At 49.7% G+C, this 19,362-nt stretch carries 24 protein-coding genes and 3 pseudogenes; 4 read left to right on the plus strand and 23 right to left on the minus strand.

The features are described from left to right. Positions 1–43: 43 nt before the first annotated feature. The 13 genes and pseudogenes from DWV16_RS15325 to DWV16_RS15390 all read right to left on the minus strand — a co-directional run bounded on the left by DWV16_RS15325 (position 44) and on the right by DWV16_RS15390 (position 9,505). Entirely contained in the window at positions 44–598 is a 555-nt protein-coding gene (locus DWV16_RS15325; RefSeq protein ID WP_199719796.1) for an MT-A70 family methyltransferase, read from the minus strand. Between the two features lie 13 nt (positions 599–611). Further along, positions 612–1,481: a VirB6/TrbL-like conjugal transfer protein, CD1112 family gene (locus DWV16_RS15330; RefSeq protein ID WP_005934793.1), complete on the minus strand. Its 870-nt coding sequence runs from the start codon at positions 1,479–1,481 to the stop codon at positions 612–614. Between the two features lie 39 nt (positions 1,482–1,520). Next, positions 1,521–1,604, minus strand: a pseudogene (locus tag DWV16_RS15335) (Maff2 family mobile element protein); the annotation flags it as partial. A gap of 90 nt (positions 1,605–1,694) precedes the next feature. Continuing rightward, complete coding sequence (locus DWV16_RS15340) at positions 1,695–3,365, minus strand: recombinase family protein (RefSeq protein ID WP_097786101.1); 1,671 nt, start codon at positions 3,363–3,365, stop codon at positions 1,695–1,697. Further along, the gene (locus DWV16_RS15345) at positions 3,366–3,563 is read right to left on the minus strand and encodes a hypothetical protein (protein ID WP_117522850.1); all 198 of its coding nucleotides are present in this window, start codon (positions 3,561–3,563) and stop codon (positions 3,366–3,368) included. Between the two features lie 241 nt (positions 3,564–3,804). Beyond that, a complete protein-coding gene (locus DWV16_RS15355) occupies positions 3,805–5,142 on the minus strand; it encodes a virulence-associated E family protein (RefSeq protein ID WP_118480092.1) in 1,338 nt (445 codons plus the stop codon). Then, on the minus strand, positions 5,111–5,755 hold the full coding sequence (locus DWV16_RS15360; RefSeq protein WP_118480094.1) for a CHC2 zinc finger domain-containing protein: 645 nt from the start codon (positions 5,753–5,755) through the stop codon (positions 5,111–5,113). The genes DWV16_RS15355 and DWV16_RS15360 overlap by 32 nt, the downstream gene beginning before the upstream one ends. 64 nt (positions 5,756–5,819) lie before the next feature. Next, positions 5,820–7,400 carry a MobQ family relaxase gene (mobQ, locus tag DWV16_RS15365; RefSeq protein WP_118480096.1) on the minus strand — a complete coding sequence of 527 codons (1,581 nt, stop codon included), beginning with the start codon at positions 7,398–7,400 and terminating at the stop codon, positions 5,820–5,822. 185 nt (positions 7,401–7,585) lie between these two features. Continuing rightward, positions 7,586–8,110 (minus strand): hypothetical protein, encoded by a 525-nt coding sequence (locus DWV16_RS15370; protein WP_118480098.1) that lies wholly within the window; start codon positions 8,108–8,110, stop codon positions 7,586–7,588. Between the two features lie 56 nt (positions 8,111–8,166). Further along, complete coding sequence (locus DWV16_RS15375; RefSeq protein ID WP_118480100.1) at positions 8,167–8,388, minus strand: peptidase M50; 222 nt, start codon at positions 8,386–8,388, stop codon at positions 8,167–8,169. Positions 8,389–8,689: 301 nt separating this feature from the next. After that, positions 8,690–8,986, minus strand: coding sequence for a DUF3847 domain-containing protein (locus DWV16_RS15380; RefSeq protein ID WP_118480102.1), 297 nt, complete (start codon positions 8,984–8,986; stop codon positions 8,690–8,692). Then, positions 8,979–9,320: a DeoR family transcriptional regulator gene (locus tag DWV16_RS15385; protein ID WP_006060472.1), complete on the minus strand. Its 342-nt coding sequence runs from the start codon at positions 9,318–9,320 to the stop codon at positions 8,979–8,981. The genes DWV16_RS15380 and DWV16_RS15385 overlap by 8 nt, the downstream gene beginning before the upstream one ends. After that, complete coding sequence (locus tag DWV16_RS15390) at positions 9,317–9,505, minus strand: hypothetical protein (protein ID WP_003020302.1); 189 nt, start codon at positions 9,503–9,505, stop codon at positions 9,317–9,319. The genes DWV16_RS15385 and DWV16_RS15390 overlap by 4 nt, the downstream gene beginning before the upstream one ends. 483 nt (positions 9,506–9,988) lie before the next feature. On the opposite strand from DWV16_RS15390, the gene DWV16_RS15400 reads away from it, so the two are divergent. Further along, complete coding sequence (locus tag DWV16_RS15400) at positions 9,989–10,795, plus strand: helix-turn-helix domain-containing protein (RefSeq protein WP_117534455.1); 807 nt, start codon at positions 9,989–9,991, stop codon at positions 10,793–10,795. A 93-nt stretch (positions 10,796–10,888) separates the two neighbouring features. Here DWV16_RS15400 and DWV16_RS15405 read toward each other — a convergent pair whose 3' ends face one another. The 10 genes and pseudogenes from DWV16_RS15405 to DWV16_RS15450 all read right to left on the minus strand — a co-directional run bounded on the left by DWV16_RS15405 (position 10,889) and on the right by DWV16_RS15450 (position 17,527). Next, positions 10,889–12,190 (minus strand): MATE family efflux transporter, encoded by a 1,302-nt coding sequence (locus tag DWV16_RS15405; RefSeq protein WP_003020289.1) that lies wholly within the window; start codon positions 12,188–12,190, stop codon positions 10,889–10,891. Further along, positions 12,183–12,617 carry a MarR family winged helix-turn-helix transcriptional regulator gene (locus tag DWV16_RS15410; RefSeq protein WP_003020286.1) on the minus strand — a complete coding sequence of 145 codons (435 nt, stop codon included), beginning with the start codon at positions 12,615–12,617 and terminating at the stop codon, positions 12,183–12,185. The genes DWV16_RS15405 and DWV16_RS15410 overlap by 8 nt, the downstream gene beginning before the upstream one ends. 116 nt (positions 12,618–12,733) lie before the next feature. Beyond that, on the minus strand, positions 12,734–13,111 hold the full coding sequence (locus DWV16_RS15415) for a TnpV protein (protein ID WP_009274452.1): 378 nt from the start codon (positions 13,109–13,111) through the stop codon (positions 12,734–12,736). Beyond that, the gene (locus DWV16_RS15420; RefSeq protein WP_002593556.1) at positions 13,071–13,343 is read right to left on the minus strand and encodes a helix-turn-helix transcriptional regulator; all 273 of its coding nucleotides are present in this window, start codon (positions 13,341–13,343) and stop codon (positions 13,071–13,073) included. Before DWV16_RS15420 ends, DWV16_RS15415 begins: the two co-directional genes overlap by 41 nt. A gap of 160 nt (positions 13,344–13,503) precedes the next feature. Next, positions 13,504–13,656 (minus strand): annotated as a pseudogene (locus DWV16_RS15425) (Maff2 family mobile element protein); the annotation flags it as partial. A gap of 131 nt (positions 13,657–13,787) precedes the next feature. After that, complete coding sequence (locus tag DWV16_RS15430) at positions 13,788–15,557, minus strand: VirD4-like conjugal transfer protein, CD1115 family (RefSeq protein ID WP_118480104.1); 1,770 nt, start codon at positions 15,555–15,557, stop codon at positions 13,788–13,790. After that, a complete protein-coding gene (locus tag DWV16_RS15435; protein WP_005934796.1) occupies positions 15,554–16,045 on the minus strand; it encodes a PcfB family protein in 492 nt (163 codons plus the stop codon). The genes DWV16_RS15430 and DWV16_RS15435 overlap by 4 nt, the downstream gene beginning before the upstream one ends. A 110-nt stretch (positions 16,046–16,155) precedes the next feature. Continuing rightward, the gene (locus DWV16_RS15440; RefSeq protein ID WP_118480106.1) at positions 16,156–16,407 is read right to left on the minus strand and encodes a hypothetical protein; all 252 of its coding nucleotides are present in this window, start codon (positions 16,405–16,407) and stop codon (positions 16,156–16,158) included. Between the two features lie 58 nt (positions 16,408–16,465). Then, positions 16,466–17,314 (minus strand): DUF6017 domain-containing protein, encoded by an 849-nt coding sequence (locus DWV16_RS15445; RefSeq protein WP_118480108.1) that lies wholly within the window; start codon positions 17,312–17,314, stop codon positions 16,466–16,468. Between the two features lie 6 nt (positions 17,315–17,320). Continuing rightward, positions 17,321–17,527 carry a hypothetical protein gene (locus DWV16_RS15450; RefSeq protein ID WP_118480111.1) on the minus strand — a complete coding sequence of 69 codons (207 nt, stop codon included), beginning with the start codon at positions 17,525–17,527 and terminating at the stop codon, positions 17,321–17,323. A 521-nt stretch (positions 17,528–18,048) separates the two neighbouring features. On the opposite strand from DWV16_RS15450, the gene DWV16_RS15455 reads away from it, so the two are divergent. The 3 genes and pseudogenes from DWV16_RS15455 to DWV16_RS19675 form a co-directional block, all read left to right on the plus strand. Then, on the plus strand, positions 18,049–18,252 hold the full coding sequence (locus DWV16_RS15455; RefSeq protein WP_066453018.1) for a spore coat associated protein CotJA: 204 nt from the start codon (positions 18,049–18,051) through the stop codon (positions 18,250–18,252). After that, positions 18,245–18,496: a spore coat protein CotJB gene (locus tag DWV16_RS15460; RefSeq protein ID WP_066453016.1), complete on the plus strand. Its 252-nt coding sequence runs from the start codon at positions 18,245–18,247 to the stop codon at positions 18,494–18,496. The genes DWV16_RS15455 and DWV16_RS15460 overlap by 8 nt, the downstream gene beginning before the upstream one ends. Before the next feature lie 8 nt (positions 18,497–18,504). Next, a pseudogene (locus tag DWV16_RS19675) lies at positions 18,505–19,098 on the plus strand (manganese catalase family protein); the annotation flags it as partial. Positions 19,099–19,362: the final 264 nt, after the last annotated feature.

The raw sequence follows: 19,362 nt of genomic DNA on the forward strand, positions 1-19,362 counted from the left end.
TTTTTCGCTGCTCCCAAAACCTGAAATTTCTACTTGACTTTTGTTAGCAGGTCTTTCCAAGAGTAATGCTGCATTCGACTTCGTTGCCCCAAACGTCCCAGCCTTCGGGAGACTGACGGGCAAAAAGCTCTACGCGGGGAAGGTCTCCCATGAGCCGAACAATGCGTTCCCTCGCTTCATCCGGCTTTTTGGAATGCTCTTCGATGTGGCTGAGGATGACCTGACGCACACCGGCGTCAACTCGCTTCGGGTGTCCCTTCGTGCCAAGGATGCAGATTTCCGCGTTTGCCCTTGTCCAATACCCCATGCCGGTGAAGAGGTCATCGTTCTTGCGGTTTTGCTTCACCCATACAAAAGCCACGGTCTTATAAGAAAAGCCCCATGCCGTCAACACTTCGAGTGCTTCACAGAGGCACGGAAACGTGATCCAGAGAAACAGAGCGCAGTCCTTAGCGGCAAGCTCACCGACAGGAAGTGCCTTGATGTCTTCAATGCACATTGTCGGGTAGTGGCTTTCCGCCGACCGTCCCTGTCCCTTCTTGGAGTAAGTCCGATACGCCCAAGGGGGATCGGCGTAGATGATGCTGTACTTCTTCATGCTGCCGACCTCCTTAGTGCGCATGGAAAATGGATTTTGCGAGGCTTCCGGTCTTGAACAGCGAGAAGCATAGAATGACCGTATACGCTGCCACAGAGAACAGAGCCGAATGAATGTTGTCTGCGATGATCATGCCGTTGATCAGCACTGCATAGATGCCGACGCAGACCATGATGAGAAAGCCCTGAAATGCCAGAGCGAACAAGCCTTTCAGATAGTTCGTGCCGATGCTGCCCCATTCGCGGTTGCTCATGGTTGCGATGGGAATAGGCGCAATGCTCACGGTGCAGTAAATCTCAATCATGCGCCCGTAGAGGATAACCGTAATGAGGATCGCCATGATTTTGAGACACAGGCTGATCAGGAGCGTTTCTATCGACAGTCCGAGCAGTTCTCCGACGCCCATGTTCTCCATGCCGGTACGCATCTGCGCAATCGTCGCGTCAATGTCAATACTGGTGTTGCCGTGAATTACTCCTGCTGCGCCGGAAACCACGTTCTGCCCGATGTCGAATACTGCCATCACGATGTCAAACGTGTGTGTCACGAGATAGATCGCCACAGCCGCCTTGAAAAACCACTTGAAGAACATCCAAGTGTCCATGTCGTGAAGGTTGTTTTTCTCGGTGATCATGGAAATCAGCTCGTAGCACAGAACGAAGGTGATGATGATGCCAGCGATGGGGACTATCACGTTTTCGGATAGTCCCCGGATCATCTGGTACACGCCGCCGTTCCAGCCGGACGGTGTTTGCCCAACTTCGGCGGCAATCGTTCCTACCTTCTCGTTGACATCGGTGAACATATTGGTCAGGTTGCTCTCGATCCATCCGATCAGCATATCCTTGAGAGCCTGTTCGATCTTTTCTAAAATGCTGCCCAATATTTCACCACCCTTCGGTTAAGCTGGGCTTGCCGTGGATTAGCCGAACAAACCGGAGAGCAGGGGGATGAGGGTCGTGCCGATCAGCACCACACCGCCGCCAGCCATGAGCTGTTTTATCCCCAATTAGGTGTAAAACTCTGCTCGATGGCGGGCGGCGGCGTACAAAAAATCTATATGGTGTTTTTAAGAGAACCGTCCCGGCGGGACAGGTCAGGCAGTGACCTGTTCCACCTCTGGGATGGGTTTGAGATTAAAATGAATTTCGATAGAAATGTGTCTTGTTTTATCTTCGTCAATGCGCTCATGCACGACGATTTCTTTGATTAAGCGGTTAAGGGTGGCTGCGTCCAGCTCTGTGATGTTGGCATATTCCTGAATGGCTTCCACCCATTGTTTTGCGTCATTGGCAAGCTGGGCTTCATCGGACAGCCGCTTTCTGCCTTCGGACACTTTTGCTTTAAGCTCCGTCTGCTCGGTCTGTGTCTTTTCCAGCATGGTGTTGAAATTCTGCTCACTGATACGCCCTGCAATCATATCCTCATAAAGCCGCATGACCATTTTATCCAGAACCTCAATCCGTTCCTCGTCCCTTGTAAGGGAGCGTTCCATTGCTTCCCGCTGTTCCCGCTGCTCGGCTTCACAGGTATTAGTCAGGCGGTCGGCAACCGCTTTCCCGTCCATCAGGGCAGCTCTGGCACATTCCCGGATTTTTCGCAGCACATGGCTGTAAAGGGTGTCATAGTCAATCCGGTGCTGGGTGCAGTGGTTCTTTCCAAAGGCATTGTAGGTTTTGCAGGAGTAAATCTGCTGGGGATGTTTTGCGTTTGTGTAGCGTATCGTCAGTGACTTACCACACTCGCCGCATTTTATCAATCCGGCAAACAGGCTGATTTCATTGGTCTGCCCTGGACGCTGGCGGGATTTCAGCTTGTTCTGCACAATGTCAAAGCTCATGCGGTCAATCAGCGGTTCATGCTGTCCCTCCACCACAATCCAGTCCTCCGGCTTCTTTTCTCCAATCGTGCCGATTTTGAAACGGTAGTCTTTTTTCTGGGAAGCAATCGCCCCGGTGTAGACGGGATTCATCAAGAGGTCTTTGATAACGGAGAAGTCCCACATATACCGTCCGTTTTCCGGGTCTTTCTTTTCCCATTTGGTGCGGGTATTGCGAAGCCCCCGTTCCCGGTTCCACCATGTGGGGCAGGGGATTTTTTCTTCCTCCAGCCGTCTGCGGATATAGTTCGGACCATGACCGTTTAGGGCATATCCGAAAATCAGCCGCACAATCGGGGCGGTTTCCTCGTCAATGAGCAGATGGTTTCTGTCCTCTGGGTCTTTCCGATACCCAAAGGGGGCAAGACACCCGGTAAACTGTCCTTTCTGCGCTTTCAGAAGATAAGAGGAATGGACTTTCTTGGAAATATCCTTGCTGTACATCTCGTTCAGGATATTCTTGAACGGGGCAATATCGTTGTTATCCCGCAGGGTGTCGATACCGTCATTCATGGCGATATAGCGGACACCGTTTCTTGGGAAAAAGTCCTCAATCAAATGCCCGGTTTGCAGATAGTTACGCCCCAGTCGGCTGAGGTCTTTCGTGATGACAAGGTTGATCTGCCTGCGCTCAATGGCTCTCAACATTCTCTGTAAATCAGGACGCTCCATGTTAAGACCTGTGAAGCCATCATCCTGATAGACTGCCACAACCTCCCATCCCTGCTTTTCGCAGTATTTTTCCAGCATATCACGCTGGTTTGCGATACTGGCACTTTCGCCTTGCAGGTCATCGTCCTTTGACAGCCTGCAATAGACCGCCGCACGATAGCCCCCGGCAAGTGCCGAACCGATTGTCCTGTATTCCATTTCGTTCATCATAGCCATTTACCCACACAATCCAGACGGTATCTGGCTCTTTTGAACCTCATCTTCATTATACTTCAATTCTTTCTTTTTAGCAAGATATTCTTTTGTATTTGTCTTACCGTATTTCTGGGAAATCAGGCTGACGAACACATCGGTTGCGTCCAACTCCCCGTCAAACACTGTTGTAACATGAATCTCTGTTTTGTTTTTTGCCATAGGCAGTTATCCTCCATACATGAGAATAGCCAGACAGAGGATGTCGGCAACGAAGTCCGGCAACGGGCTTCAAAAGACCTTGCAAACAATCTCAATCTGGCGATGGTTACTATTTATACTTTTCTTTTATTTTTCTGTTGTTTTGGTTGTCATAGGGGAGAAAAGCCGATAGTTTCGGGATTTTCCCCGGCAACCGGCTCGGCAACGGGATAGCAACAGGGGGTGCAACGGGCTGTCATTTTCAGAATGGAAGCTCCATCTGTTCTGTGACCTCCACAAAACCATCCATCGTTTTTTCAGACGGGTTGCCGGAGTCCGTTGCCGGGTTTTCACGCTCCCAGCCCTTTTGTCTGCCATATTCTGAAAACATTCTTGGGTTCGGGAAGTACCGCCAGCGGTCAATGCACTGGTTCATAATCTCGTTGATTTCCCGGATTTCCCATTGTTTCGGCTCGTCAAAGGCATGGTTCAAGGCTTCCTTGTAGAGCTGCTTGGAGCAGACCATGCTCCCGGTGTACTTATCAAGATACGCCTGTATCATCCCGGCTTTGGTGTCCTCCGGCATAAAATCCCGCTGGTGTTCTTTGAGATACCGCTGCATGGCGGGGCTGAAAGCCAGCTTGAACCTGCCGCTTCGGTAAATCTCCATCGCTTCCGCCCACATCTGCTCGATATAGGCTCTGGAAGCAGCTTCGTCCTCCAAAATGTGAACCTCGGCTTGCCCTGGGTACACCATGACGGGGATAAAGCGGCGGTTGCCGGAACGGTCAAGGGGCAGGAAGTCAAGGGCATTGGAAGTGCCGCCAAACACGCACTGACGGGGGCGGTCTGCCGGGTGGGTTTCATAGGGTATCTTATAAACCTCTTTCTGCCGGCTTAAAAATGACTTGATTTCCTCAATGCTCTTGGCATTGGCGGTTGCCATCATTTCCGACATTTCGATAATCCAGTGACCTTGCAGCTTGCGGTACACATTGTCATCGTCCAGCTTCCGCAAATCATCGGAGAACCACTCGTCCCGGACTGCCAGCAGACGGAAGAAGGTGGACTTGCCAGCCCCCTGACCGCCTACCAGACAGAGCATGATTTCAAACTTGCACCCCGGCTGAAAAGCTCGTGAGATTGCACCCAGCAGGAACAGCTTCAACGCTTCATAGGTGTAATCGTCTGCGTCAGCCCCCAGAAAGTGCCGCAGGCAGAAGCGGATTCGCTCTGTCCCGTCCCACACAAGAGTATTGAGATAATCCCGGATGGGATGGTACTTGTTTTCATTCGCCACAATCCCGATGGCATTGTCAATCTTTTTCTCATTGGTAAGCCCATAGGTTTCTTCCAGATAAAGAAGCAGATACTTCATATCCGTATCGTTCAGGGCGGTGCTTTCTCTGTGGAAGCCGATGGGCTTTATGATGTCCTTGCGGTCGGTCAGGATGTTGTATGCAATAGCCCCGGAAAGCAGAGGGTCACGCTGGAATACGGTCAGGCAGTTCCGTATGCTCTGACGGACACCGCCTTTCTCGGTAGTTTCCAGCCCCGCCTTGATTTCCTCAACGCTCTGTGGCGGCTGCATGGCGTTCATGGTGTTTTTTAGTTCTTGCTGCGTCTGCGGCTGCAAGCTCTGCCATTCGCTGTTCAAGCTGTATCACATCCTTTCCGTAGTCCGTAATCAAAGCCGCTTTTTCCGCTGTCTCCCCGAACAGCAGCACATCCAGCAGATATTCCACATGGGCTTGCTTCTGTAAGGCTTCCACAAACCGGGGATGAAAGGCTTCCTCCGGGGAGTGCGGGACATAATCCTTTCTCCATGCCCGAAGCAGATGGAGATAATCGGCAAGGATACGGAAGCAGCGGTTCTTTGCTTCCTGAAACTGTTCCTCCGGGGATTTCTGCCGGGGCTTGGGCTTTTTTTCCTTTCCCGGCGGTTTCCAGTCCTCATAGGAAAGTCCGAAGTCCTGTGCCAGTTGTACGGCGGCTTCCTTCTTTCCCAGCCCATACAGGGCGGCGGCAAAATCAATCACATCCCCATCCGCACCGCAGCCGAAGCAGTGGTAACGCCGATCCAGCTTCATGCTTGGGGTTTTATCGTTATGGAACGGACAGCAAGCCATCCCGTTCCGACCTACATGGATTCCATAATGCTCCGCAGCCTGTCTTGTTGTGACGGACTGCTTCACAGCTTCAAATACATTCAAATCTATCCCTCCTTGAAAATAAGAAAAGCACCTGACATTCTCTGATTGAAAATGCAAGTGCCTGTTAAAGTTCCATATCCTGTTGTCTGTGTTTCGCCTGTGCCGGGGCGGTTCTTTGAGCCTTTTTCTCGTCTGCCTTATCCTGCAAGACTTCCTTGATGGGCTGCTTCTTAGGCGGCTCTTTACTTTCCTCTGTGCCGGGTGTGGCTTTCCGTACCCAGTAGCGGATGTCCCGCAGCTTCTTCAAATCCTCCTGTACCTCGGTCATCGGTACTTTCAGCTCTGCGATTTCGCTGAGAAGTTTTTCCTGCTCCTCTTGCAGCTCCTTTTGGGTACTGTCCTTATCGTCCGGGTGCTTGGCAAGGTAGGCAGCGGCTTTCTCATACCGGGCAACCTCCGGGTGTTCCTGTTTGAATTTCTCCTTTGTTTTCTTGAAAAATATCTTCTGGTACTTCTCATAGAAAGGCTTACATTCCTTGCAGTCTGTTCGGCTGGCAAGAATCCCGTCAATCACTTTGCTGCGGGCTTCCTTTGGCTTCATCTGATTGCGGTAATCTGCGGCTGATTTCCCGGAAGATTCCAGAAATGCTTCTAAATCCTCCACAGTGGAAAGCCCCTTTTGCCGGAGATAGGACAGGGCTTCGCTGACTGCCTTTAAGTCCTGTGAAGTCCCCCGGTTCTGTCCAGCCCTTGTCCAGTCCTTCCGTTCTTCCTTTCGTATCTCCATATACCTCATCAGCAGATTGGGAAGAAGTGTCGCTTCCTCCGCCGCCTTTTGTGCAAGCAGTTCTTTCCGTTTTTCGCCCAGCTCGGTAATCCAGCCTTTGAGGTTTTGGATAAGCTGCCGGATGGACTTCATCAAACTGTTGGCGGCTCTGATTTCCCGGTTCAGGTTGCCGATATTCGTCTGGATTCCACGCTTTTCCATCTGCCGGACAGCAGCCCCCTCATGGACAGTAGGGATAATATCAAGCCCCTGTCTGGCATAGGAACGCAAGTCCACACGCTCCGGGCGGTCATTGGCTTCCAGATAGCGGTTCTGGATGACCTCCCATTCATGCCGCCAGATTTCACAATACTTCTGGTCGTTCCAGTCAACCGTATCCTCCTTATGGCTTTTCCACCTGCCGGACGGAAGTTTTATCCGTTCTCCGCTTTCATCAAGGTCATAAACCTTGCGGCTCTTGGGAAGCCATTTCCCATGTTCGTCCATTGCCCTCATAGTGAGTAAGACATGGGCGTGGGGATTGTGTCCCGGCGGGTGGGGGTCATGGATGGCAAAGTCAACAATCATCCCTTTGGAAACAAACTGCTGTTCACAAAACTCCCGGACAAGGACAGCATACTGGTCGGGCGGTATCTCTCTGGGGATGGTCAGCACCCACCGCCTTGCAAGCTGGGAGTTCCATTGTTTTTCCACCGCTTCGGCGGCGTTCCATAAAGTATTGCGGTCTGCATACTCCGGCGGGGCATTTGCCGGGAGCAGGATTTCATTGTGGACGATACCACGCTTTTCCGGGTAGTGCTTCACTTCCTGATCGTATTCACAGAACAGCTTTTCGCCGCTCTGGTAAGCAGCGGCGGCAACCGCAGACTGCTGTTGGCTTCGCTGCACAATAGAAATTTCGTTGTGTGGACAGGGCATTTCGAGTCCCTCCTTTCCTTGATTTATGGATGGGATGGCGTTTTACCACCTCATTTTGGGCAGAAAAAAAGCAGGCAACCTTTTTCAGATTTCCTGCTTGGTGTGCCGCTTTGTTGGCGGCGGGTATTTAGTTGTAAAAGTTCGGGGCAAGTTGACCCGATGTGTGGGTGGCAAACTGGAAGTTGTCAAAGAGAATTGTTCCAGTATTCCACAGTATTGCCATTCACATCATAGAATGTAATGGTTCCCGCATTTATAGGCAAAACAATCGCAAAAGGTTTATTGCTGTCAATGTCAAGCACTTGAATTGTGTTGCCGTCATCTATTTCAAGCTGTGTTACCTGTTGCTGATTCATAGAAATAAATGCTCGCTCATTATATCCTTCTACAGTGTACTCGGCAATTCCTCTTTGAACCCCCGAAAGTTTTCCACCCCCACGGAAAAAGTATCCAAAGGAAAGACCAGGGCGGTTGACATAGACGGAAAAAGAATGGTCACTCAAATCCTGAGGGTAAGAAATATATGCAGCCATCGTGCTGGAAACGCTTCCATCGACCGTCCAATCATCCTTAATCTTCTGCGACGAACGAATATCTGTCTCCAGCTTAGATGAAGTCACGCCGATCTCATTGTTCGTATAAAGAAAACAAACAAATAAAATACAAACAAGAACAACCCCTATCACAATTTTAAGAAATGTTTTTTTCACGCTATCAAAACTCCTTGTCAACTACCGATTTTCTTAATTCGACAAACCGGTATTGCTCAATCGTTTTTCTCCGTTAGGAGAATATACAATCCATAAATAAAAAGAACAAGGAATAAAACCGTAGGAATCAATAATCCATTTTCTAAAATACTTACAATCATTCTTCCAGGTGGCGTTACCCATGCAGTTGCTGGATTTTGCATTGCCGCTATTATCATTCCTACAATACCAACAACACCACTTAATGTTAAAAAACCACCTTTTATATTTCTACCCATAATCATTACCTCCTCGTTAAATCCCGATTAGTCGTTGACTTCATTATACTTTATTCGACCGTCAAAGTATAGAGAGATTTTGTAAAACTTGTCGGCTGGGAACAACTTGCAACGCAAGGTGTCCCCAGATGGCAAGTCCACAAAAGGGTAGCTGGCGGTAGCCAGCGCAGGGGAAGCGTAGCGTCCCCTGTTTGATTTGGCGCAGACCATGACTGCGGAAAATCACAGCCCTCCGGCGAGGAGCCTTCGGAGAACGCAATGCACCAACCTCTGGGTGGTGTATAATTGCGCCCTTAGTAAACTAAGGGGTTTCCGGCTTCTCCCGTTCCAGCAGTTTTTTCAATAGTTCCTGCGTGTCCTGCCTGTGAAAAATGAGTTTCAACAACAGCATGACATCATCATCTGTCAGGCGTTCCGGCTCTTGCAGAAAACTTTCCAGCATACCGCCACGAGTACAGAGCCGGTGCGTCCGTTCCTTTCGGGTAAGCTGCTTTAACTGGTGCTTCAATGCCTTTTCATCATTGATGGCTTTCCGCAGTTTCTCTTCGCTTTTCTCCATCTCCCGATTGAGTTTTTCCAGCTTTGAGGTATCAGGCAAGGGCAGCGTCCTCCTTTCCCGGTATCAGCACATAAATCCTATTTGGTTCTCCAACGCCCTGACGCACCCGCATGATAAGTCCGGCGTTTTCCAGTTCATTCAAAGAACGCTTGACCGTCATAGAGCTGCGGGACAGGACTGCGGCAATGGCTGTGACAGGGAAGCAGACAAACAGGATTCCGTTCTCGTCCTCCTGCCCTTTGGATAGCATAGCGTCCAGCATCCGGCAGTACATGACCTTTGCGGTGCTGCTGACTGGAAATCCTGTCAACGCTCTGGGAAATGGCATACAGGGCGGCAGTGGTGTGTCTATCGTCATAAATTCAAAATTCATTCGGTGTGTTCCTCCTTTTTCTTTGCTCGTTTGGATAAATAACGGGGGCAGTCAATCACAACCGCCCGGAAGCTCTGCTTGCACCCATGCTGGCATTTCCGGCATAATTCGTTGTAAGTGACACGCCCCCGGTCATTGAGGTAAAAGGAAAGCTCCTGTTTCCTCTTTTTGCTCATTCTCGGCATATTGCGCTTCCTCCCGTTTTTGTGTATGGTTTCGGGGCGATTTTCGGAAAAATTACAGCCATAGAGCCGCCTAAAATCTCCCGAAGTATCAGCGATAGGGTAGACTATCCCCCTATCAGATTGTCGTGTTTCGGTATCATTTCGGTGTCAGTTCGCCAGTTCTCCCCGGTGTCGTTCCTCCCCTGAATCTCACAGCGGCGTATCGCTCCCTTTGGTACGCTCGTTTCGGTCAGGGTTCCTCCACATCCCTGCCAAAAGTCATGGCACTACATCGCCGGGGAAGCATATCCCACACAGGCTGGTCATTCGATTGGAATAATCCATCGATGAACTACCTGTATCATAGAACATTTTTGTGCCCTGTGCCGTATGTCCACAAAGTAGGAATTAGGAGTAAAAATCAGAAATTTCCACGATTGCGGAAAGTGTGATATAATCCAGTTAAGCGGCAGCAATGAAACCGCCGGAAAGGAGTGTGCGCCCATGAAAGGAGCAACAAGCATACAGGAACGCCTTTGGGAACTCCGCAAGGACAAAGGCTTAAATCTGGAAGAACTATCAAAGCTGACGGGTATTTCCAAATCTGCTCTCGGAAGTTATGAAAAAGAGGATTTTAAGGAAATCAATCATGGCAACCTTATCACGCTGGCAGACTTCTATGGGGTTTCCGTTGATTATCTACTGTGCCGGACAGAGAACAGGGAGCAGATCAACACGTCATTGACGGAGCTGCATTTGAATGATGAGATGGTAGCACTTCTGAAAAGCAGTCGGATTAACAACCGTCTGCTCTGTGAGCTTGCCACACATAAAGATTTTATCAAGTTTCTTGCAGACATTGAGATTTATGTGGACGGGATTGCCACCATGCAGATTCAAAATCTCAATGCACTTGTCGATACCGTCCGGCATGAAATCATTGAACGGTATCGCCCCGGCGAAGATGACCCGCATTTGAAAGTGCTGCAAGCCGCCCATATCAGCGATGATGAGTATTTTAGTCACATGGTTCTGGATGACCTCAACCTCATTATCCGGGATATTCGGGAAGCCCACAAAAAGGACAGTGAGAGTGCACCCCAGACCACCGTTGCCGATGAACTGAAAGAAAATCTGGAAGCGGTCGAAAATTTCAAGGGTAGCCGGGATGAAAAGCTGGTTGTCCTTTACTGCAAGCAACTTGGTATCAACTATAAAAATCTGTCAGATGAAGAATTTCGCTGGCTCATTCGGATTCTCAAAAAATCAAAGAAAATGGGAACGCCTATCAGCCAAAGGAAAAAACGGTAAAGAAAAACCGCTGTTGCATGGTTTGTTAGCTTCCATGTAGCAGCGGTTTTTACTGTGGTTATTCAGTTGAAAATCAGAACGATAAACTGGAAGTTATCGATTTCTTTGTGCGCTGTATCTAACGGACAGCACAATGCTTACTGATGCGGTAATGACCTTTGCAAATACGGCGCTCCACCAAATCGTGATTTGACCGCCAAACACCGGCGGCAGCATCAGCATCAACACCAGCATGATGATGGGTTCGATAAAGGTCAGAACATAGGACAGCACACTTTTTTCGGTTGCGTAGAAAGCCGCCGCGGAAACTCGTGTGATGGCGTCAAACGGAACCGACACAAGGAAGATCGGCATGACCTTTATGACCCCTGCGTTTACCTCGGCAGATGAACCGAACAGTAGTCCAATCTTTCCACGGAGCAGGTAAATCAGAATCGCACTGATTACCGCCAAAACCATGGAAAATTCATACGCCAGCGTTTTGGTTTGTTTGAGCGATTTTTCTTCGCCTGCTCCGTAGAACTGACTCATGAGCGGCTGGCTACCATCACCGACACCCTGCAAAAGAAGATAAACAATGCAGATGATATAGGAGATACAGGCATAGGTGGCGATAGCCTCCTGTCCGCCATAATAAACCGAAAATCGGTTGATGATCACAAGAGAGATATTTGGGGCAAGGGTCAAGCCAAATGGAGCAAGTCCGATTTTTAATATCTGAAATGCCGTTTTCGGGGTATCAACAGGTGCGATTTTCAGAGTGAGGTTCTTTTTGATGGCGCAATACACGAGTGCAACCGCCATGGTAACTCCCTGCCCAATAATGGTCGCCAATGCCGCACCGTACATGCCCCGTCCAAGAACCCACACAAAAGTATAGTCAAGAGCAACATTGGTAGCAAAGCCGCAGATCATAGCGATCATTGCCCACAAAGAACCGCCGTAATTACGCATAAACGGAACCAGTCCGGTGCCGAACACCTGTAAAATCGCTCCAAGGGCAATTACCTTGATATACTCATTTCCCAGAGTAAGCAACTCGCCCGATGCACCAAGGGCAGAAAGGATTTTCTCTGAAGTGAAGAAAACGGTGACAGTCAGGACAGCGCTGAAAAGAAGCATCAGCCATGTTGCACCGGCAACGAACTCCCGTGCTTTTTTCTCATTTCCTGCTGCTTTCAGAATGGAGTATTTGACTGAACCACCCATTCCGATTCCTGTCCCTACGGATTGCAGGACCGCCGTGATGGGATATGCAATGTTGATTGCGGAAAGTCCGGCATCCCCGATTGAGTTGCCTACAAAGAAACCGTCAACGATGGCATACACCCCGGAAAGCGCAAAGGATAACACGGACGGAATCACATACTGAAAGAAAGTCCGCTTGTTATTCACTGCCCAGACCTCCTCTCAGCTCTCTTTCAAAGAGAAGATTGAAAAGGTCAAGAATTTCACACATGGCTTGGAGCCGTTCGTTCCCGATTGTTCTATAAACCTTCTCCTCGGCTTTTCGTAAAGGCGCAATCATTCTGTGGGCGTATACCTGTCCGCTTTCAGTCAAGACGATCCGCTTCTCACGTTTATCGCCCTCGCTGGCCTCCAACAGTAAATAGCCCTTCTTTTGAAGTGCGCTCACGACCGTATGAACCGTCTGTTTTTGCATACCGAAATTCTCTGCGATCTGCTTTTGCGTCAGTTCTCCCATGGATTCCAGCGCATACAGCACCATCATTTCCGGGTATCCGACGCCAAGTACTGAAGCTGCTTTTGTATATAGCGCAGTGCTTTTCGCCCACGCAACGTTAAAATGATTGTTTTCCATAAGTCCTCCTCTTACAAATAGTATTTACAAATACTATTATAGTATATTGTAAGGACTATTGTCAAGGGCGTATGGAGCAAAAAATTCTTATTTGTCATAATCATTCTACCATACCGTTATGAATAAATCATCTCTTGCAAAATAATTTCTTCTGCCCGGTTGTGAATGTTATTGCAACGCCGCACCCATTCCATTTGTTGGGTTCGTTTCAATTCCTCGGTCACGCCCTCGGCATCTTTCATCTGCTCCATGATGGTGTCTAACCGTTCCTGTGCCTGTTCGTTCAGGTCTGCAAGGTATGTCCATAACTCCCCTGTCAAGGTCAAGGTGTTCAATTTGGCTGGGTGGACTTCTCTTAAATACTCCCGGTGCATCCGTCCGTACTTTCCGATAGGGCGGTGTTCCTCCGGCAGCTTCAAATCTGGGATATAGTAATCTCCGACAAGGATATAATCAATTCCGTTTTCCGTTATTCTTGGTTTCAATTCGCTCATGCTCCTTACCTCCTGTGGAAGCAGGCTCGTCTGGTACTAACTCAATCACATCGGTAATCTCACAATTCAGCGTTTCGCAGATACGGGCTAATGTGTCCATGCTGATGTGCTTTCCCTCTTTGCTCATGTTGGCAATCATATTCGTTGTCATACCGGCGGCAAGCCTTAAATCTTCTTTTCTCATATCACGCTCTAACAGTGTGTGCCAGAGTGGTTTATAGCTGATGTGCATATTGTTTTCCTGCCTTTCTATCCATACCACCGGGGCGGCTGCCCCGGCAGGAACTTTTCTCTTATTATAGCATCAATCTTGTGAAATCACAATTTATTCTTGTAGCCTGCCGCTGATACCGTCTGGATTGGTTTTTCCTTTCTTTTTGTTCCCTTTAATTAGCCATGAACTGCTTGATGCCCTGAGACTTGGCGCCGGGGTTGTCGTTGCCGTAGCCTTCCATGAGGTTAACAACACCCCACACTGCGAGACCGGCACCGAGGGCGATAACGAGCGTCTGAAGAACCGTGACAGCCTGATTGATGAAAGCCATAGATTTTCCTCCTTGATTTGAAAAAGATTGGTTGTGTATTTTTGAAAATGGGCATAAAAAAAGAAGCCCCGTCGCTGTTCTGCTTTGGGAGCCATCAGGCTTTACCCACTGCGCAGTGCAGCGACGGGGCTTTAATCCGCTTCGACCTCGCCCATATCATAGAGGTCGAATGTGTCATCGGGCTTGACTACCAGCTTGTGCTGCCGGTATTTCTCGATGTCGAAGGCGTTCCGCTTGTTATAGTCGGAGAGCTGCCGGTACTTTGGATGCTTCGTAATGTCGTATTTGTTACTGAGAAAAGGTCTCACGCCTCGAAGCTGCAAAATACACTTAGCTCCGTCCATGACGGCGATCTCGTCCTGAGACATCAGTTCCTTGCCGGTCTTCTGATAATTCAAGCCATAAGAGTTGTTGTTGGAACGGGTTTCTGAGGTGTTGTAAAGGTCGATTGTCTCCTTGCCCAGCACCTCGCTGATTTCCTTGAGGGTCGATTTTTCTTTTCCGCCGAGGAAAAGGGTGCAGTCGCAGTTGCCCGTGATGGTGTCAGCCGCATCCTTGTAGATGGTCTTGAGCTGAGACTGGGACTGCAAGATGATTGACGCCGAGATTTCCCGGCTTCGGATGGTTGCGATGAGCTTATCAAACTTCGGGATTTGACCGATGTTCGCAAACTCGTCCAGCAGACAGCGAACATGGACGGGAAGCCGTCCGTTGTAAACGTCATCTGCTTTGTCGCAGAGAAGGTTGAAGAGCTGAGAATACATGATCGCCACGACGAAATTGAAGGTGTCATCGGTATCGGAAATAATGACGAACAGCGCCGTCTTCCGGTCTCCGATGGTGTCCAGTTCCATCTCATCGTAGCTCATCAGCTCCCGCAGCTCTGCAATGTCGAAGGGCGCAAGCCTTGCACCGCAGGAAATCAAAATCGACTTGGCGGTTTTGCCCGCCGCCAGCTTGTATTTGCGGTATTGCTTGACCGCAAAGTGGTCAGGGTCGCGGGCTTCCAGCTCGTCGAACATGACATCCACGGGGTTCTTGAAGGTCTCATCGTCCTCTCTGGCTTCTGAGGCATTGATCATTTCGAGCAGGGTAGTAAAGTTTTTCTCGTGGTCTGGTGCCTCATACCAGATGTAGCCGATGAGAGCTGTGTAGTAGAGCTTTTCCGCCTTGACCCAGAAATCTTCGCCGGACTTATCACCATCTCCCTTCGTGTTGACGATGATCGTATTGACCAGCTTGAGGATGTCCTTCTCGCTGCGGATGTAGCTGAACGGGTTGTAGTGCATGGATTTCCGGAAGTTGATGGTGTTCAGCGACTTGATGACGTAGCCGCCCTTTTCAAGCATTTTGCCGCACTCCACCAGCACCGTACCCTTCGGGTCAGTCACAACATAGCTGCTGTGCATCTGCATCAGGTTCGGCTTCACGAAAAAGCGTGTCTTACCTGAGCCGGAACCGCCGATGACAAGGATATTTTTGTTGCGGGCGTATTTCGGCTGCTTCGGGCGGCTGTTCATGGTCAGGAACTCCGTCTGCGTCAAGATGACGTTGTTCGAGAACTCCGGATCCGTGTACGGCTTGATGTCCTCTGGCTTGCCCCAGCGGGCAGAGCCGTACTCTTCGCCCTGCCGGAACTTCTTGCGGTTCTTACCCTTGACGTAAACTGCCAGCTTGAGCAACACACCAGCCGACATACCGATGAGCAGATCGATGGGATGAAAGCTGGGCAGCGGATTTGCAAAGGCAGAACCGAACACGGCAAAGCCGTTTGTCAGCTTGTCGATGAACGCTGTGCCGGGGGCGAGACGAAATACGGCGGCGATCTTATCTGCAAAGTAGAAGGCGAAGACATACGGAAGGTTCAGAAGAACGAGCTTCTTCACATCGGGTTTGTTCACAGCTCCACACCCCGATCCTTGGTTTTGACCTTGACCTTCTCCTTGTGCTGCGCCTTACTCTGAGCTTTCTCCTGATCCAGCTTGTGTCGGATAGACGGCTGTTCCTTCTGCTTGACCGTCTTGGCGGAGAACTCCTTGAAGGCGGCGGTCATGACATCAACGTCCCGTCCCTTGAAGAAGACAAGATAGCTGGGCGGCTCAACGGAAACGTCCTTCTTGAGTGCAAAGTCCAGACCGTATTTACTGGCTGTTCGCTCAAAGGACTTGATGTTACCGTCCGTCACTTCGATGTTGGAGATAGCGGCGTTCTGGCTCATCAGATGCTTGATGGACTGCTTGCCGCGATAGGTTTTGGGCTGCTGCATCTGCTTCTGCGCCTTCTCGATCTCCTGAACGAACTTGTCCAGAGCCTTTTTCAGTACCTCGGCAGAGATTTTGCCGCCCTTGATCATGATTGCAACAACTTTGGTGTTGACTTCATCCTGCATTGCAGTGATACCTCCTTTCCTTGAGATGATTGAGGGGATGCTGCCTCAGCTAAGGCGGCACACCCTTGAGACAGAAGATTTTCATTCGAGCTATCCTCCTTTCCGCCGAGTTATCTGTATTTTCCGAACAGACTTTGCTTTTCGGAAAAAGCGTCCAGATCGTCAATGATGAAGAGATCGCTGCGCCAACGTCCCGGCCACACTGCAAGGATTTTGCTGATGCCAGCCTGTGCGTTTATGTAGGCAGAACGTTTTTCACCAACCGTGGATAACTGGGTAACGGCTCCGTCAGGCGAGACCTCCATGTAGCAGACCTGACCGCAACTATACGGAAAACAACCGGTTTCTTTTGCACTTCTCATATTTATCCTTTCCGAGCATTGCTCAAACAGCTTTTGAGGCTGCAATCGTATGTATGTGTTATTCTGAGGGCTTGTCCTGCCCGTAGAGATCATGGTTGACGAGAGCGGAGTAGTAATTGTCTATCGTGACAGGTGCGTTGTAGAGTGTTGTCAGGATATATGCTCTGATGTTACGAATATCGGAGGGATTCTTTGCCATAGAGTCGATTACATACTCGATGTGACTGTCATTTAGTTTGAGATACCGCGATTTAATCACAGACACGGGTATGTCCTCGCCGTTAATACGGATTGTCTGAGCGCAGGAGCAAACAACGTCCAAGATAATGTCTACAATTTCTTGCAGTCTGTCATGGTCATAGTGATAGTTCCGGAGAAGGTTGTCGAAGCTGATGTTCTCTTTAATCAGCTCTTCGTATTCGCTTCGCTCATCCATCCCATCCATCCTATCAAGATTGATAGATGGATGATTTATAGAGTCCGTATTTGATCCTTCTATAATTTCTTCATTCGTATTTAATAGCGTGGGCTTTACCGATGACGCATTCTTCGGTGACGGATTATCCGTTGTCGGCTTATCCAATGACGGTAAATCCGTTGGTGGAGAAGCCCGCTGCGGACGCTCATAAACTGTGTACTCGCATTTCGCAAATCGACCTCTTTTGTCGTAAAGTTGTCGCCTGATAATATAGCCGTGTTCTTCAAGGTTGTTGAGTGCTGCTCTGGTGGAATCCAGCCCGTCGGAACTGAGTGTCGCAAGCCCCTTGAGTGAGTAGCCCCAGCCATCAGGAAGGCTCAAGATCAGTGACAGTAGCCCTTTTGCCTTGAGTGTAATAGATTGATCTCTCAGGTGGCTGTTGGACATGACCGTGAAGCCTTTTGTTTTTTCAGCGCGGATAATTGCCATTTGGTATCACCGCCCCAGCTTTTCCTTGCGTGTGGAAACCGCAATCGGAGAATATGGGCAGAACTGAAAGACACAGGATTGATACTTCCAGTGCGGACGATGAAAACGACAGGTACGGCATTCCGGCGTGATGCCCTCGCAGCCGCTATCAAAATGCGAATAGGGCGTTTCCTGCATCAAGGCGTCAAACGCCAGAAGTGGATTTGGAATCATAAGTGTTACCTCCGTTGTGATAAAAAATAGCCCCGGTATTGTTCCACTCATGCGTGGTACAGTACCGGGGCTATCCCGTTGCGTATTTTGTTATTTGCTGCGACCTCCTTCCGAGATTGCGGTTGCAGCTCACCGCGGTCAAACAGCTTGCGCTCTGAATGCTTGCGAAATCGGACAAAATCAGCGAAACACCAGTGTTTTCAAGGCTTTCTGACCTTGCTCCTATTATAACTTAATCGTCAATGCGCCTCACAATTCCTGTGGCTTTCATCAGAATTGTTCCTCCTTTTATTTTGCCATCTTCCATTGGCTTTGTCTTGGCAAGGTTATTATTGACTGGCAAAATCGGATTTATGTGGAAGGCACATTTTGTTTTTCAGGAATCTTATGGCAGCAATTTTATATTTTGTGACACAAACGCCAAATTCCCTGAAAAAAACGCGATGAACGCTTTTACAGGAGCGCCATAGAATGAATTGATGGGTACTGACCCCTAGTCTTGATAAAGGAGATTTTCGTATATGGATTGTAAACTTGACGCTCCGGCGGTCCTTATTACCGTCGAAGAAGATTTCTGTCCCGACGAAATGCCTGCATTGGCGATGACCTATTCGCCATGGCAGGAATGGGACACGGTTTACGAAGCCGAAGTTGGTCTCAAACGCGGCACCATCTTCCCTGGGCTTGATAAACCGTTCTGTGAGGGGGCGTGTTCCTGTGTGTGAGAGACAGCGCTTGCTCAATCTGATCCGCACCTACGATTTCGCGCTCACCGAGGTTTCCCTCTACCTGGACAGTCATCCGAACTGTCCGAAAGCGCTCGCTTATTACCAAAAGCACAAACAATTGCATGAAGAAGCAGTCCGGCTTTATAACGAACAGTTTGGCCCGCTTACCAACCGTCAAAATTCAGATGCAACCAGATGGTCCTGGACCGACAATCCGTGGCCGTGGGAAAAGGAGGCTTAAGTACATCCATGTGGTTATATGAGAAAAAACTGGAATACCCTGTGAAAATTAAAAATCCAAATCCCGCGCTTGCCAAGGTGATTATCAGCCAACTCGGCGGACCTGACGGAGAAATCGGAGCGGCTACCCGCTACCTGCAGCAGCGTTACAGCATGCCGTACGGCCAAGTGAAAGGGATGCTGACCGACATCGGCACAGAAGAGCTTGCACACGTTGAAATGATCTCCGCCATTCTCTATCAGCTCACCCAGAACCTGTCCATGGCTGACATCAAGAAGAGCGGATTCGACACCTATTTTGTCGATCACACCACCGGGGCATTCCCACAATTTGCCTCGGGTACACCGTTCACTACCGCGATCCTGCAGGTCACTGGCGATGCGCTGGCAGATCTTTATGAGGATCTCGCTGCTGAACAGAAAGCCCGGCTTTCTTACGACAATATCCTTCGGCTGATCGACGATCCTGACGTCCGCGATCCGATTAAGTTCCTGCGCGAGCGTGAAGTCGTGCATTTCCAGCGCTTCGGCGACGCGCTGCGTATTACGCAGGATAATCTCGATGCAAAGAACTTTTACGCTTTCAACCCAAGCTTTGATAAGAAATGCAACCCGCCCGATACAGTTCCGACCACTCCCTGCACAAGTAAAGCTGCCCCAGCATCCTCCTGCGGTTGTACCGCTGCGCCCATGGCCCCTGCCTGCGGATGCGCTGCCGCGCCTGTAGCCCCTGCCTGCGGATGCGCTGCCGCGCCTGCAGCCCCTGCCTGCGGATGCGCCGCTGTGCCTGCAGCCCCTGCCTGCGGATGCGCACCGACCGTGACCCCGGTCCCTGTAGTAGAACCCGCCTGCGGATGCGCCCAACAG

Source organism: Anaerotruncus sp. AF02-27, assembly GCF_003465835.1.
In the GTDB taxonomy this organism is placed as follows: domain Bacteria; phylum Bacillota; class Clostridia; order Oscillospirales; family Ruminococcaceae; genus Anaerotruncus; species Anaerotruncus rubiinfantis.